Origin of the sequence: Streptomyces sp. NPDC087440 (genome assembly GCF_044744005.1) — a bacterium.
Lineage (GTDB): Bacteria > Actinomycetota > Actinomycetes > Streptomycetales > Streptomycetaceae > Streptomyces.
Genome location: NZ_JBIUXN010000006.1, coordinates 223,510 through 238,222 on the forward strand (window position 1 = coordinate 223,510; position 14,713 = coordinate 238,222).

General features: G+C 73.5%; 15 protein-coding genes. 9 read left to right on the forward strand and 6 right to left on the reverse strand.

Annotated features, from left to right (window positions below; genetic code table 11):
- Nucleotides 1-20 precede the first annotated feature (20 nt).
- Both ACIO3O_RS15655 and ACIO3O_RS15660 read left to right on the forward strand, forming a co-directional pair.
- Complete coding sequence (locus tag ACIO3O_RS15655) at nt 21-242, forward strand: hypothetical protein (protein WP_401745585.1); 222 nt, start codon at nt 21-23, stop codon at nt 240-242.
- A gap of 37 nt (nt 243-279) precedes the next feature.
- Nucleotides 280-1,062 carry a sulfite exporter TauE/SafE family protein gene (locus tag ACIO3O_RS15660; protein ID WP_401745586.1) on the forward strand — a complete coding sequence of 261 codons (783 nt, stop codon included), beginning with the start codon at nt 280-282 and terminating at the stop codon, nt 1,060-1,062.
- Here ACIO3O_RS15660 and ACIO3O_RS15665 read toward each other — a convergent pair.
- Nucleotides 1,019-1,789: a class F sortase gene (locus tag ACIO3O_RS15665; protein WP_401745587.1), complete on the reverse strand. Its 771-nt coding sequence runs from the start codon at nt 1,787-1,789 to the stop codon at nt 1,019-1,021. The genes ACIO3O_RS15660 and ACIO3O_RS15665 overlap by 44 nt on opposite strands.
- Nucleotides 1,790-1,951: 162 nt before the next feature.
- Complete coding sequence (locus ACIO3O_RS15670) at nt 1,952-2,728, reverse strand: hypothetical protein (RefSeq protein ID WP_401745589.1); 777 nt, start codon at nt 2,726-2,728, stop codon at nt 1,952-1,954.
- A 682-nt stretch (nt 2,729-3,410) separates the two neighbouring features.
- On the opposite strand from ACIO3O_RS15670, the gene ACIO3O_RS15675 reads away from it, so the two are divergent.
- From ACIO3O_RS15675 to ACIO3O_RS15685, 3 genes are read left to right on the forward strand one after another with little or no spacing between them, the layout of a single operon-like run.
- Nucleotides 3,411-4,028 carry an NADPH-dependent FMN reductase gene (locus tag ACIO3O_RS15675; RefSeq protein ID WP_401745591.1) on the forward strand — a complete coding sequence of 206 codons (618 nt, stop codon included), beginning with the start codon at nt 3,411-3,413 and terminating at the stop codon, nt 4,026-4,028.
- A gap of 24 nt (nt 4,029-4,052) precedes the next feature.
- On the forward strand, nt 4,053-5,792 hold the full coding sequence (locus tag ACIO3O_RS15680; protein WP_401745593.1) for an ABC transporter ATP-binding protein: 1,740 nt from the start codon (nt 4,053-4,055) through the stop codon (nt 5,790-5,792).
- Entirely contained in the window at nt 5,789-7,720 is a 1,932-nt protein-coding gene (locus ACIO3O_RS15685; protein WP_401745595.1) for an ABC transporter ATP-binding protein, read from the forward strand. Before ACIO3O_RS15680 ends, ACIO3O_RS15685 begins: the two co-directional genes overlap by 4 nt.
- Nucleotides 7,721-7,770: 50 nt before the next feature.
- Here ACIO3O_RS15685 and ACIO3O_RS15690 read toward each other — a convergent pair whose 3' ends face one another.
- Both ACIO3O_RS15690 and ACIO3O_RS15695 read right to left on the reverse strand, forming a co-directional pair.
- A complete protein-coding gene (locus ACIO3O_RS15690) occupies nt 7,771-9,057 on the reverse strand; it encodes an ATP-binding protein (protein WP_401745597.1) in 1,287 nt (428 codons plus the stop codon).
- On the reverse strand, nt 9,054-9,797 hold the full coding sequence (locus ACIO3O_RS15695) for a hypothetical protein (protein ID WP_401745598.1): 744 nt from the start codon (nt 9,795-9,797) through the stop codon (nt 9,054-9,056). The genes ACIO3O_RS15690 and ACIO3O_RS15695 overlap by 4 nt, the downstream gene beginning before the upstream one ends.
- 281 nt (nt 9,798-10,078) lie before the next feature.
- Here ACIO3O_RS15695 and ACIO3O_RS15700 point away from each other — a divergent pair, with 281 nt between their 5' ends.
- On the forward strand, nt 10,079-10,414 hold the full coding sequence (locus ACIO3O_RS15700; protein ID WP_401745600.1) for an I78 family peptidase inhibitor: 336 nt from the start codon (nt 10,079-10,081) through the stop codon (nt 10,412-10,414).
- 116 nt (nt 10,415-10,530) lie between these two features.
- Here ACIO3O_RS15700 and ACIO3O_RS15705 read toward each other — a convergent pair whose 3' ends face one another.
- A complete protein-coding gene (locus tag ACIO3O_RS15705) occupies nt 10,531-11,322 on the reverse strand; it encodes a glucose 1-dehydrogenase (protein ID WP_401745602.1) in 792 nt (263 codons plus the stop codon).
- A 71-nt stretch (nt 11,323-11,393) separates the two neighbouring features.
- Nucleotides 11,394-12,092, reverse strand: a complete 699-nt coding sequence (locus ACIO3O_RS15710) for a vancomycin high temperature exclusion protein (RefSeq protein WP_401745604.1) — start codon at nt 12,090-12,092, stop codon at nt 11,394-11,396.
- A 168-nt stretch (nt 12,093-12,260) separates the two neighbouring features.
- Between ACIO3O_RS15710 and ACIO3O_RS15715 the strand changes: the two genes are divergently transcribed.
- The 3 genes from ACIO3O_RS15715 (at nt 12,261) to ACIO3O_RS15725 (ending at nt 14,426) form a co-directional block, all read left to right on the forward strand.
- The gene (locus ACIO3O_RS15715; protein ID WP_401745605.1) at nt 12,261-12,689 is read left to right on the forward strand and encodes a GNAT family N-acetyltransferase; all 429 of its coding nucleotides are present in this window, start codon (nt 12,261-12,263) and stop codon (nt 12,687-12,689) included.
- Nucleotides 12,690-12,773: 84 nt separating this feature from the next.
- Nucleotides 12,774-13,067 carry a hypothetical protein gene (locus tag ACIO3O_RS15720; protein ID WP_401745607.1) on the forward strand — a complete coding sequence of 98 codons (294 nt, stop codon included), beginning with the start codon at nt 12,774-12,776 and terminating at the stop codon, nt 13,065-13,067.
- A 75-nt stretch (nt 13,068-13,142) separates the two neighbouring features.
- A complete protein-coding gene (locus ACIO3O_RS15725; RefSeq protein ID WP_401745608.1) occupies nt 13,143-14,426 on the forward strand; it encodes a deoxyguanosinetriphosphate triphosphohydrolase in 1,284 nt (427 codons plus the stop codon).
- Nucleotides 14,427-14,713 lie beyond the last annotated feature (287 nt).

Below are 14,713 nucleotides of genomic sequence, written 5' to 3' on the forward strand. Positions count from 1 at the left end.
CGACCTCCTAGGACTTGAACATGGCCCGCCACCGCAGACCCCTCCCCGCCCCCGCGGCCTCCCTCGCCCACCGGGCCCACCGCGCCCGCCGTCAGGTCGCCGCCGGGCTCTTCGGCGCGAGCGCGCTCGCCGCGACGGTGCTCGCCGTCGCCGTGGAACCGGCCGCTCCGCCCGCCCCCGACCGGGCTCCGGCCGGTCCCGTCGCGACGACCTCAGATCTGGCTCAAGTTTCCGAGAAGTAAGTGGTGCGCCCGTAGCGCGCTCCGTACTGTCGTGATCATGCCCGATATCTCGATGACCGCCGTCCTGCTCCTGTGCCTCGCCGCCGCCGCGGCCGGGTGGGTGGACGCGGTGGTCGGCGGCGGGGGACTCCTGCTGCTCCCGGCGCTGGTCATGGGTCTGCCGCCGGGCATGGCGGGCACCTTCGCGCTCGGCACCAACAAGGCCGTCGCCATCGTCGGCACCTCGGGCGCTGCGATCACGTACGTCCGCAAGGCCCCGATCGACGTGAAGATCGCGCTGAAGATCGGCGTCGCGGCCCTCGCGGGATCGATGACCGGGGCGTTCTTCGCTGCCGGGATCAGCGACGCGCTGCTGCGGCCCATGATCATGGTGGTGCTGGTGGGTGTCGGTACGTTCGTGATCTTCCGGCCCAGCTTCGGCACCGCGCCCGCGACCGGCCCCGCCACCCGGCAGCGCGTTGTCGCGGCGATCCTCCTCGCGGGCTGCGGAATCGGCTTCTACGACGGGCTGTTCGGGCCGGGCACCGGCACCTTCCTGGTCCTCGCGCTCACCGCGATCCTGCACTTCGACATGGTCAACGCCTCCGCCACCGCGAAGATCGTCAACGGGTGCACCAACGCGGGCGCGCTCGCCACGTTCGCCGTGCAGGGGTACGTACTGTGGCAACTCGCCCTGCTGCTGGCCGCGTTCAACCTCACCGGCAGCCTGATCGGGGCGCGCACCGCGCTCAAGAAGGGCAGCTCCTTCGTGCGGGTGGTGCTGCTGGTGGTGGTGTTCACGCTGGTTGCGAAGCTGGCGTACGACCAGTGGGTGGGGTGACGGTGTCGGGGGCCGCGTGGTGGGTCACGGCGCGCACGCCCGTGAGGTGGGCGAAGACCACCACGTTGCCCCGGTAGCCCTTGCCCTCGACGAAGCCGCCGCCGCAGGTGATCACCCGCAGCTCGGGGCGCGCGGCCTTCCCGTACACCTTGCTGTCGGGGAAGTCGGCGGCGTCGTACACCTCGATCGCGTCGATCGTGAAGACGGCGGTACGGCCGTCCTTGCGCAGCACCTCGACGGTGTGGCCCTTGCGCAGCGAGCCCAGGCGGTAGAAGACCGCCGGGCCGTCGGCCGTGTCCACGTGACCGGCGACGACGGCGGTTCCGGGGGCGCCGGGCGGGGTGCCGTCCTTGTACCAGCCCGCGATGTTCGGATTGCCCTCCGGCGGTACGTCCAGGCTGCCCGCGGAGTCCAGGCCCAGGCGCATCACCGGGGTGTCCACCCGGATCTGCGGGATGCGCAGGCGCACCGGTTCGGAGGCGGGCAGCGGGGCGACGGCGGGCCTCTCGCGCGCCCCGCCCGCCCGGTCCGCGCGCAGGGGCGCGAACGCCTCGGCGGCGGAGGGCTGGGGCGGGGCGGTGGCGGGGGAGGTGCCGCCCCGGATCAGCCAGACGCCGGTCAGGACGGCGAGCACGAGGACGGCGCAGTGGGTGCGGAAGCGGGGGGAGGCGGCGGGCGGCCGGGGGAGCCTCGGCGCGCGGAACACCGGCATGCGCAAGGTCGGCATCCGGGGAATCCTGGGCACGGGGGCCTCCCGCTGTCGCGTGGTGTGTGGGGGTGCGGTGCGCTGTGGCCCGCGGCCCCGCCCGGGACTCATGGTGAAGGGCGGGGACACGGGACAGCGGCGGCGACCGACGCGGCGTGTGCTCCCGCACAGACCGCACTGCTGCTAGCGCGAGCCGCTCGCCCGGCGGCGCAGCAGCCAGGTGCCGCCCACGGCGGACGCGGCCAGGAAGGCCACTCCCGCCGCGATCTGGGGGGTGTTCGGGGCGGTGGTGCCGCCGCCGACGCCGGTACGGACGTGCCCCGTGGGGGTGGTGGGGACGGCGCTCGGGCTGGTGCTCGCACCGGTCGCCGCCCGCACCACCAGGTCGCCCATCGCGGACTTCTTCCCGTCGGCGCAGGAGACGCTGATGCCGTACGTGCCCGGGGTGGTGGTGGCGGGGACCGTGAACTCGCCCGCCAGCGCCTGCTGGGAGTCGCCGCCCGCGAGGGCGAAGTCGCCGATGCCGAGGGAGGAGGCGTTGCCGGTGCCCTTCATGTGCGGGCCACAGGCGTCGGTGTGCACGCTGACCTCGGTGCCGGGGGCGACGAACTCCGGGGTGACGGTGAGGTCGCCGGCGGGCGGGGGGTCGGTGTCGGAGGGGGCGCCCTGCTCGGGGAGGGGGAGGGAGGGCGGGTCTTCGGCGAGGGGGTCGGCGGGGGTGTCGGCGGGTGTTGCGTTCCCGGCCACGGGTGCTGGGGCCTCGGCCGGTGCTGTGTTCTCGGCCGGTTCGGCCAGGGGGGCCGCGGTCTCGGCGGGGGCGTCCGCCAGGGGTGCCGCGGCCTCGGCGGGGGTGGGAGTGTCGGCCATGGCCACCGTGCCCGGGACGCCCAGTGCGAGCCCGGCGGCGACGAGCGCGGCGAGGGCGGCGCCGGTCGGCCGGGGGCGGGACGGGGTGTGCATGGGGTGGCTCCTTCGGGGCGTCGGTGGCGTACGGGTGGGGCTTCCGCTGGTTCGAGGTAAGCGGTACGTCTTCGGGCGCGCCTCCCGAGAGCGCCGCCCGGCGGGTCCCCCGGGTGGGGGCACGAGCGGGGGCCCGGCCCCATCTCCCCAGCTCACGGGGGATACGGCCCCCTCTTTGCCGCCTCACCCCCACCTCCCCGAACGGGTGACCCGCTTCCCCCTCCTCCTCACCCTCGTCCCCTGGGGCCCTCCTCATCCCCGCTCCCTTGGGCTCCGCCCTTTGCCGCCCCGTCCCCTTGGGCGACGGGGCCGCCCCAAGGGGGCGGGACGGGCGGGCAAGGGGGCGGCCCGCCCGACACCGGCCCCGCCCGGTTCCGGCCCTCTCGCCGCCGGGCCGCCCCGGCACCGGCCCTGGCCGAGCGCCCGCACCGGGCGCCCGTCCAAAGGGGCCCCGGCCCACCCCCGTACCGGACACCTGAGCCCCGCGCCGCCCAGGCAGGGAGGCCCCAGACCCGCCCCTTTCCCTAAAACGCTCGCCGCGCAGCGATTGCACGGGTCGGTGCAGACCCGTCGTGGCTGGTCGCGCAGTTCCCCGCGCCCCTGAAGGGGCGGTCCTGCGGCGGCGCCCCCGCACCCCCGCGAACACCTTTGAACTGCCCTTGACCTCAAGTCCACTTGACGTATGAACCTTCTCCGCATGGACACCAACACCAACAACGCCCCCGCCCGCCTCCGCCTCGCCCTCATCGTCGGCAGCAACCGCGAAGGCCGGTTCGCCCCCGTCATCCGGGACTGGTTCCTCTCCCGTGCCGCCGACTTCGGCGGGTTCGACGTGGACGTCGTCGACGTGGCCGAGGCCGACCTGCCGACCGCCCTCTCCTTCAGCCCGTCGGAGGCGGTCAAGAAGGAACTCGGCAAGGTGACGGGGAAGTTGGCCGCGGCCGACGCCTTCGTCGTCCTCACGCCCGAGTACAACCACTCCTACCCGGCCGGACTGAAGAACCTCATCGACTGGCACGGCCCCGAATGGCACGCCAAGCCCATCGGCTTCGTGTCGTACGGAGGGCTCTCCGGCGGCCTGCGCTCCGTCGAGCACCTGCGGCAGGTCTTCGCCGAGCTGCACGCCGTGACCCTGCGCGACACCGTCTCCTTCCACGGCCCATGGGGGCAGTTCGACTCCGACGGGCAGCACCTGAACCCCGAGGACGCCGACACCGCCGTCAAGAACATGCTCGGCAAGCTGGACTGGTGGGGCAACGCCCTGCGCGACGCCAAGTCCGCCCGCCCGTTCGCCGCCTGACGGCCCCCGAGGCAGACCACCGTCATGCGCGCCCTCCTGGGACTCCTCCGCCCCCGCCTGCACCCCTACCGCCGTCCCCTCGCCCTCCTCGTGGCCCTCCAGCTCGCCCAGATCGCCGCGACCCTGACCCTGCCCACCCTCAACGCCGACGTCATCAACCGGGGCGTCCTCACCGGCGACACCGGGTACGTCCTCGCCTCCGGCGGCCGCATGGTCGCCGTGACCCTGCTCCAGGTGGCCGCCTCCGCGGCGGCCGTCTGGTGCGGGGCGCGGATCGCCATGGGCGTCGGGCGCGATCTGCGGTCCGCCGTGTTCTCCCGGGTCCAGGACTTCTCCGTACGCGAAGTCGGCCGGTTCGGGGCCTCCTCGCTCATCACCCGTACGACCAATGACGTCCAGCAGGTGCAGACGCTGGCCGTGCTGCTGCTGACCATGCTGGTCGCCGCCCCGCTGATGTGCCTGGGCGGCATCGCGATGGCGCTCAGCCAGGACGTGCCGCTGGCCCTGCTGATGCTCGTCTTCGTGCCGTTGCTCGGCGGGGCCGTCGGCCTCATCGTCCGCCGCATGCCGACGCTCTTCCGCGGCATGCAACTGCGCATCGACCGCGTCAACCGCATCATGCGCGAGCAGATCACCGGCATCCGCGTCGTCCGCGCCTTCGTCCGCGACCGGCACGAGCAGCGCCGGTACGCCGAGGCCAACACCGAGCTCATGCGGGTCGCCCTGCGCAGCGGGCGGCTGATGGCCCTGCTCATGCCGACCATCCTCATCGTGTGGGAACTCGCCACCATCGCCGTCGTCTGGGTCGGCGGCCAGCGCATCGACGCCGGCTCCCTCCAGGTCGGCTCGCTGATCGCCTTCCTCGGGTACCTGATGCAGATCCTGATGGCGGTGATGATGACCGCGTTCCTGATGATGCAGGTGCCGCGCGCCGAGGTCAGCGCCGAACGCATCCGGGAGGTGTTGGAGACCGAGCCGAGTGTCGTCGCGCCCGTCGCCCCCGTCCGGGCGCTGCGTGCCCAGGGTCAACTGGCTCTGGAAGGTGTCGACTTCAGCTATCCCGGCGCCGAGGAACCCGTCCTGCGCGGCATCTCCCTCACCGCCCGGCCCGGCCGCACCACCGCGATCGTCGGCTCCACCGGCAGTGGCAAGACCACCCTCCTCCACCTGATCCCGCGCCTCTTCGACACCACCGGCGGGCACGTCCTGGTCGGCGGTTCGGACGTCCGCACCGTCGACCCGGACGTCCTGTCCCGCACGGTGGGCCTCGTACCGCAGAAGCCGTATCTGTTCTCCGGGACCGTCGGCTCCAACCTCCGGTACGGAAATCCGGAGGCCACCGACGACGAGCTGCGGCATGCCCTCGACGTCGCCCAGGCCCGCACCTTCGTCGACGCCCTCCCCGAGGGGCTCGACGCCCCCGTCGCCCAGGGCGGCACCAACCTCTCCGGCGGACAGCGCCAACGCCTCGCCATCGCACGGGCGTTGGTGGCCCGCCCCGACATCTACCTCTTCGACGACTCCTTCTCCGCCCTCGACTACGCCACCGACGCCGCCCTGCGCCGCGCCCTGGCCGCCGAGACCACCCGCGCCACCGTCGTCATCGTCGCCCAGCGCGTCTCCACCATCCGCGACGCCCACTCCATCGTCGTCCTCGACGAGGGCCGCGTCGTCGGCACCGGCACCCACGAGGACCTCATGCGGACCAGCCCCACCTACCGGGAGATCGTCCTCTCCCAACTCACCGAGGAGGAAGCCGCATGAGCACCGCCCAGCAGGAGGAGGCCCCCACCGGGAAGCCTCCCGCCGACAAGACCCCCACCGGCAAGACCCCGACCGGCAAGACCCCCGCCAACAAGCCCCCCGAGCGCCTCGGCCCGCCCCCGCAGCGCGGCCCCGGCGCGGTCAACGCCCCCTCCCTGGAACGTTCCCGGAACTTCCGCCGCTCCGGCACCCGCCTGCTGCGCCTGCTCGGCCCCGAGAAGCACCTCGTCGGCGCCGCCCTCACCGCCGGACTCCTCGCCGTCGCCCTCGCGGTCCTCGCCCCGAAGGTCCTCGGCGAGGCCACCGACCTGGTGGTCAGCGGCGTCAAGAGCCCCGGCGGCATCGACTTCGACGCCGTCGGGCGGGCGCTGCTCCTGGCCCTCGCCCTCACCGCGGGCGGCGCGGCCCTCACCTGGGTCCAGGTCCGCATCGCGATGATCGTCGCCCAGCGGCTCGCCTTCCGGCTGCGCGAGCGCGCCGAGACCAAACTCGCCCGCCTGCCCCTGGCGTACTTCGACCGGCAACCGCGCGGCGAGGTCCTCTCCCGCACCACCAACGACATCGACAACATCACGCAGAGCGTCCAGCAGGCCTCTGCCCAGATGGTGCGCGCCCTGCTCACCCTGGTCGGCGTCCTGGTGATGATGTTCTGGATCTCGCCCCTGATGGCGCTGGTCACCCTCGCCACCGTCCCGGTCTCCGGGTACGTGGCCTACCTCGTCGGCCGCCGTGCCCAGCCCCAGTTCGTCCGGCAGTGGGCGGTCACCGGCAAGCTCAACGGGCACATCGAGGAGATGTACACCGGGCACGCCCTGGTGAAGGTCTTCGGCCGCAAGAAGCAGGCCGTCGCCACCTTCGACGCCCTCGGCGACGACCTGTACGAGGCGAGTTTCCGCGCCCAGTTCATCTCCGGCGTCATCCAGCCCGCGATGGCCTTCATCGGCAACCTCAACTACGTCCTGATCGCCGTCGTCGGCGGCCTGCGCGTCGCCTCCGGCACCCTCACCATCGGCGAGATCCAGGCCTTCGTGCAGTACTCGTACGAGTTCAACGGCCCCGTCACCCAGGTCGCCGCCATGGCCAACCTCCTCCAGTCCGGCGTCGCCTCCGCCGAGCGCGTCTTCGACCTCCTCGACGCCGAGGAGGAGTCGAAGGAGCCCGCGCACAGCGGCCGCACCGACAAGGTCACCGGCCGCGTCACCTTCGAGCAGGTCGCCTTCCGGTACGAGCCCGACGCGCCCCTCATCGAGGACCTCACCCTCACCGTCGACCCCGGCCAGACCGTCGCCGTCGTCGGCCCCACCGGCGCGGGCAAGACCACCCTGGTCAACCTCCTCATGCGGTTCTACGACGTCACCGGCGGCCGCATCACCCTCGACGGCACCGACATCGCCGCCCTGCCCCGCGAGGAACTCCGCGCCCACACCGGCATGGTCCTCCAGGACACCTGGCTCTTCGGCGGCACCATCGCCGAGAACATCGCGTACGGGGTGGACGGCGAGGTCTCGCGGGAGCAGGTGGTCGAGGCGGCCATGGCGACGTACGCCGACCGCTTCATCCGCACCCTCCCCGACGGCTACGACACGGTCGTCGACGAGGAGGGCGGCAACCTCAGCGCGGGCGAGAAGCAGCTCGTCACCATCGCCCGCGCCTTCCTCACCGCACCGTCCATCCTGGTCCTGGACGAGGCGACCAGCTCCGTCGACACCCGCACCGAGGTCCTCATCCAGCGCGCCATGAACTCCCTGCGCCGGGGCCGCACCTCGTTCGTCATCGCCCACCGGCTCTCCACCATCCGCGACGCGGACGTCATCCTGGTGGTGGAGGCGGGCCGCATCGTCGAACAGGGCAGCCACGACGAACTCCTCACGGCGGACGGGCCCTACGCCCGCCTGTACGCCGCGCAGTTCGCAGCCGTCGCCGCCTGAGCACTCCGTACGGTACGAACCGGGGTGGGCCGGACCTCACGGGGTCCCGCTCACCCCTCCCGCGACGCCTCCGGCAGGGTCACGACGACCACCGCGCCCCCGTCCTCGGGGTGGTTCGCCAGCTCCACCCGCGCCCCGATCGCCCGCGCCTGCCCGAACGCGATCGTCAGGCCCAGGCCGCTGCCCTGACCGCGCTCGGCGGCACCCGTCAGGAACCGCTGCGGGCCATCGGCCAGCAGCGTGTCCGGGAAGCCGGGACCGTGGTCGCGGACCACGACCCGGGGCCCCTCGACCCGTACCTCCACCGGGTCCCCGCCGTGCCTGCGGGCGTTGACCAGCAGATTCGTCAGGATGCGTTCCAGGCGGCGGGCGTCGGTGCGCACCGAGGTCTCGTCGGCGGGGACCGTGAGCTCCACGACGCATCCCAGGCGGTCCACCAGGCTGCGCACCAGGCGGCCCAGCGGGTGCGCGGCCAGCTCCGGCTCCTCCGCCGCCGAGTCCAGGCGGGCGACTTCGAGGAGGTCCTCGGTGAGGGTGCGCAGGGCGGCGACCCGGTCCCGTACCAGCTCCGTCGGACGCGACGGCGGCAGCAGTTCCGCGGCGGTCTGCAAGCCCGTGAGCGGGGTGCGCAGCTCGTGCGCCACATCGGCGGTGAACCGCTGCTCGGCCTCGATCCGGCGCTGGAGCGAGGCCGCCATGGTGTTGAGCGCGGCGGACAGCTCCGCCACCTCGTCCTTGGTGCCCCGGGAACCGTCGTGGGCGACGGCGATCCGGGCGTCCAGGTCGCCGTTGCTGATCCGGCGGGCGGTGGCCGCCGCCGTCCGCAGCCTGCGGCTCAGCCGGGACGCCAGCGCGGCCCCGCCGAGCGCGGCCAGCGCGACGACGACCGCGCCCCACACCACCAGGCTGCGGTCCAGGTCCTTGATCTCGGCGCGCTGGGCGCCCAGCGGCAGCCGCACCGACAGCACCTGATCGCCGATCGGCCGGGCCGCCCACACGCTCGGGGCGCGGCCGGAGAGGTCCAGGTAGGTGTTGCGGGAGCCCGCGCGGGCGTCGGCGGCCAGGGCGGCGGGCAGCTCGGGGGAGTCGAGGGCGGCGCCCGTGTCCTGCGGGTTCACGTGCCCGGTCAGCTCGTAGAGCTGGCGCACCCGGTACAGCTCGGCGATCGCGGACTCCCGGGCGGTCTCGGCGACCTGCGCGGTACGGGCCTGGTGGATCACCATCCCGATGGCCAGCGCCACCAGCGCCGCCCCGGCGGCGGGCAGCGCGGCGATCTTCCAGCGCAGGCTGAGCCCGGCGACGAACGCCCGCACACGGCGGTCGGGGCGGGGGATCACGGGGCGGGCTCCTTCGTGCCCTGCGGGGGCGTGACGTCCCGGGGGGTGGGCTCCCTGCCCGGAGCGGTCGGCCGGGCCTCGCCGTCCGTGCGGAAGCTGCGCACCTCGCTGACGGTGATCATCCGGTTGCCGTCCCAGCGGTAGCGGATCGCCTGCTCGCCGCCGTCCGTCGCGGAACCCCGTACGACGAGGTCGACGCCGACGGATTCGACGACCGGGCGTACGCCACTCGTGTAGAGGATCGGCACGATCTTCTTGTCGCGGACCGTGTACGCGGCCATCACCACCCGCCCGCTCTCCAGGTCCACCGCGCTGATCAGCTCCGCCGTCCCGTCGCCGGTCAGGTCGTGCAGCACGGCCGGGCGGATGCCGGGCCTGCCGGGCCTGTCCACCGGGCCGCGCTGGGTGAGGCGGCGCATCCGGGGGTCGGCGCGCAGGACGTCCAGCTGGTCCATCGCCGCCAGGCCGCCGGCCGGGACGGCGGGGGAGCCGGGGAGCGGGTCGGGGGCGGGCTGGAGCTCGGGGTCGGAGACCGCGTCCGAGGGCGAGGACGACGCGGGGGACCAGGCGGGCCACAGGGTCTCGGGCCGGGGCTGGGCACTGGCCGAGGGGGCGGGTTCGGCGGGGCCGAGGCCGTTGGGGGCGCCGCAGGCGCTGACGCCGGTGAGCACAGCGCAGAGTGCCGCGGCGGCGGGGACGGCCGGAACGGTTCTGCGGGGGGTGCTCGGGGGGCGGGGCATAGGTCCCTCGACCTTATGTACCGAGCATCACAAGAACCGGGACATTCTGTAACAACCATGCGTACGGTCCAGCGCGGAGGCGTGGGGAGGGTCCGGCGCGGGTTGGTTCGGGCGGTCCGGCGGGGGTGGGTTCGGGCGGTCCGGCGCGGGGCTGTGCGGGTGGTCCGGTGCGCGTCGCCCGGGGGCGGCCCGGCCGGGTCCGTGCGGCGGCGACACGCGATACACCCGAACGAGTGCCCCTGGTTTGGAAGTTGGCCGCCGCCAATAGCAAGGTGCCCTGCATGCACAGCTCCCACCTCAAGACCCTGTTCACGGCAGCGGCCCTCGCGGCGACCTTCTTCGCCCCCGCCGCTGAGTCCCACGCCGCCGAGGCCGAGCACCAGCCGGCGGTGGCCGTCGCGCCCGACTACGACCAGTGGATCGGCAGGACCCTGGTGCGGGACGGGGACACCGACCCCGTCGGGCTCCCCGCCGACCGCATCGTCCACGAGCGGGACATTCCGAAGCCGTACCGGATCGTCAGGCCCGGCGCGATGCTGACGCAGGAGTACATGCCGGACCGGCTGAACGTCCACGTCGACGACGCGAACCGGATCACCCGGATCACCTTCGGCTGACCCGCCCGGCACGTGCGCCGGACCTGCCCGCGCGCCGGACCCGCCCGCGCGAGCCGGACCTGCCCGGCCGGCCGGACCTGCCCGATTGCCCGGTTGGCCGGACCCGTCTGCCCGGACTACCGCACCCCCGGCCGCTGCGGCACCAGTCCCGCCGTCCAGCCCCCGTCCACCGCCAGCTCCGCCCCCGTCACGTACGCCGCCGCGTCCGACAGCAGGAACGCCACCGCCGAGGCGATCTCATGGGGCACCCCCACCCGCCCCATGGGAGCGCCGGGGTACTTGCCCGCCCCGACCTCGATCCCCACGTGCGCCGTCATGTCCGTGTACGTCATCCCCGGATGCACCGAGTTGACCCGGACGCCCGCCTCGGCCAGCTCCACCGCGCCGATCTTCGACAGCCCGCGCACGCCCCACTTGGACGCCCCGTAACCGGCCGTCCGCACCATCCCGGTGAGGCCCGCCGCCGACGAGATGTTCACGATCGAGCCGCCGCCCGCGTCCCGCAGCACCGGCACGACCGTCTTCATGCCGATGAAGACGCCGATCAGGTTGACCTCGACGATCTCGCGGAAGCGGGCCACGTCCGCCTCGGCGAGCAGCTCCCCGCTGGATATCCCGGCGTTGTTGACCAGACCGTCCAGCCGGCCGAACTCCCGCACCGCGAAGGCGACCGCCGCCTCCCAGCTCCGCTCGCTCGTCACGTCGTGCTTGCAGAAGCGCGCGGCCGCCTCCCCGTACTCCCCGGTCAGCTCCTTGGCGAGCGCCGCGCCCTCGTCCACCAGGACGTCCGTGACGACCACCCGCCCGCCGCCCGCGACGACCGCCCGCGCGGCCGCCGCCCCCAGGCCCCGGGCGCCCCCGGTGACCAGTACGACCTTCCCGTCCAACTGCCCCTGCGCACCGGCCACGTGGACCCACCGCCTCTACGTCAGCACCGTATACCTAACCGGCATACCCGATTCGGACGGCGGTCAGTGTGTCAGCGCGCCACGCCCCCTGCCAACGCCTCGGTGACCCCCTTTTCCCGCTCACCGAGAAAGTGCGGGTCCGGCCGCAGCGTCGCGTCCAGCAGCGCCTTGCCCGCCGCGAACACCTCGCGGGCCCCGCCGTAGTACCAGGTCGCGTCGTGCTCGTCGTCCACGCCGACCCCGAAGCTGTCCACCCCGGCCGCCTCGCACAGGGCGACCGCCCGCCGGATGTGGAACCCCTGGCTGATCAGCACCGCCCGGTCGACCCCGAAGATCTTCTTGGCCCGTACGCACGAGTCCCAGCTGTCGAAGCCCGCGAAGTCGCTCACGACATGCCGGTCGGGGACGCCGTGCCGCACCAGGTAGGCGCGCATCGCGTCCGGCTCGTCGTACTCCTGGCGGCTGTTGTCGCCCGTGACGAGCACGACCTTCACCTTGCCCGTGCGGTACAGCTCCACCGCCGCGTCCAGACGGCGCGCCAGGTACGGCGTCGGCCGGCCCTTCCACAGGCCCGCCCCGAACACCATCGCCACCTCGCGCGCGGGCGCGTCCGCGACCTCGCCGACCCGGTCGGCGGTCGACGCGTACGTCCATGTGGAGGGCATGAGGGCGAGCACGCACCCCGCCATCACCGCTTGTACGAGCCGCCGCTTGCCCCGTCGCCCCTTCGGCAGCCGGGGCCACTTCGCGCCGACGCTCCTGAACCGCATGGCCTTCTCCCCGTGCTGCGTGGACTTCTCTGCCCTGTCCGACGTGGAAAGGGCCAGGTCAGTTCCCGTACGGGCGCATCTTTGTACAGGGCGGAGACCTGTCGGCTGTTCGATTTCCTGTCCCGAAACACGGGTGCGGCCCCGGGTGTGGAACTCGATACTGCACGCATGACCAACGACGACGAAGGTGCCGTGCTGCGGGTCGGCGGGGAGGACCACGACCTCGCCGACCGGCTCGACAGAGAACTCACCGCCTTCAACAACGCCGCTTCCGGCGCGAGCGAGGAGGAGTTGTCGGTGCGCGTCACGGACGCCTCCGGCGAGCTCATCGGCGGCCTCACCGGCTTCACCTGGGGCGGCCTCGGCTTTGTTCACCTGCTGTGGGTCCGCGAGGGTGCCCGGCACGCGGGCTGGGGCGCCCGGCTGATGCGCGGTGCCGAGGAGGAGATGCGGCGGCGCGGCTGCACGGGGGCGGCCGTCTCCACGTACACCTTCCAGGCGCCCGGCTTCTACGAGCGTCTCGGCTACGAGGAGACGGGCCGCCTGCCGGGCGTGCCGGGCGGGCACGAGGACGTGTACCTCTTCAAGAGGCTCTAGGGGGGGAGTTCGGGGCGTCGGGCGGACGGCAGCCGTCACCCTCGCGCAATGCGTCGGCAACCTGGGACCGGGAGGATCAGGGACATGACGTACGAGTCGGCTCCACCGCGAGAAGCCCTGCCGCGCGAAGCTCTGCCGTGCGAAGCTCTGCCGCGCGAGGCACGGGAAGCAGACCGGGACCCCGCGCGCACACCTGGCCCGTCCCCGGCCGCCTCGGCCTCCCTGCCCCCGGCCGTGTCCGCCTCCCTGCCCCTGGACAGCACCGCCGAACTCCTCACCCGCATCACCGCCCAGCTCTCCGCCCAGCTCGGCCGTGTCTCCCGCAACGGGACGCGGACCGGGACGTGTTCCCCGTCGGGAGCGCCCGCGCCCGCCTGACCTGCGCACGGCGGGCGGGGTCGACCTGTCGGCGGGTGGGGTTGACTGTCAGTGGGTGCGGTTACGGTCATCGGTATGGAAAGCACCGCATACGACTCGGCCGCGACGGAGCGCTGGGACGCCGAGCCCGACAAACGGCCCGGCAGGACGGCGTTCCAGCGCGACCGCGCCCGCGTGCTGCACTCGTCCGCCCTGCGCCGCCTCGCGGGCAAGACCCAGGTCGTCACCCCCGGTTCGCGCAGCCAGGTGTGGGACTCCAGCCCCCGCACCCGGCTCACCCACTCCCTGGAGTGCGCCCAGGTGGGACGGGAGTTGGGCGCCGCGCTCGGCTGCGACCCCGACCTCGTCGAAGCGGCCTGCCTCTCCCACGACATGGGCCACCCGCCCTTCGGCCACAACGGCGAACAGGCCCTCAACGACTTCGCCAAGGACTGCGGCGGCTTCGAGGGCAACGCCCAGTCGCTGCGCCTGCTCACCCGGATCGAGCCGAAGCGGTTCGTGCGGTCACGGGCGAGCGGGGAGCTGGTGAGCGTCGGGCTGAACCTGACACGGGCCGCGCTCGACGCCGCGACCAAGTACCCCTGGACGCGGGGGAGTCACCCCACCGACCCGGACTCGGTGAAGTTCGGTGTGTACGAGGACGACCTGCCGGTGTTCCTGTGGGCCCGCGAGGGCGCGCCCGAGTACCGCAAGTGCTTCGAGGCGCAGGTCATGGACTGGTCCGACGACGTCGCCTACTCCGTGCACGACTTCGAGGACGGCCTCCACGCGGGCCACATCGACCCGAACCTGCTGGACGCGGAGCCCGAGCGGCAGGAGATCTTCGCGGTGGCGCGCGGGCGGTACGTCCCCGAGGACACCGACCCCGCCGAACTGGCCGAGGCGCTCGACCGGCTCATGGGCCAGGACTGGTGGCCGCACGGGTACGACGGGTCGGCCATCGCCCAGGCCCGCCTCAAGGACGCCACGAGCCAGCTCATCGGCCGCTTCTGCCTGGCGGCGGAGAGCGCCACGCGGGCGGCGTACGGGTCCGGCCGCCTCACCCGGTACTCCGCCGAGCTCGTCGTCCCGCGCCCCACCCGCAACGAGTGCGCGGTCCTCAAGGCGGTCGCCGACCGGTACGTCATGCAGCGCGACGAGCAGGAGCGTCTGCGGGCCGACCAGCGCATCGTCATCGCCGAACTCGCCGAGGCGCTCACGCTGCGCGCCCCCTCCGAGGGGCTCGACCCCCAGTTCCGCGCCCTGTACGACACGGCGGCCGACGACCGCACCCGCAAGCGTGTCCTCATCGACCAGATCGCCTCCCTCACCGACTCCTCCGCCCGCTCCCTCCACGCCCGCCTGACCTCAAACCGGTGAGGGGCGGGGGCATGGGGTGCGGGTGGGTGGGTGGTTGCTGTTCCTGCCGGGGGCGCTGCCCCCGGACCCCTGTTTTGTGCCCCTGCCCCGCCCCTTTCCCTAAAGCGCTCGCCGCGCGGCTGGGTGGGTGGTTGCTCGCGCAGTTCCCCGCGCCCCTGACGGCATGCCCTCCGGGCAGCCGTCCCCCTCCTCTTCCCCCCGCCCCCTTGGGCGGCGGGGCCCCCCGGGGGCGGGACGGGCGGGCAAGGGGGCGGCCCGCCCGATACCGGCCCACCCCCGTACCGGCC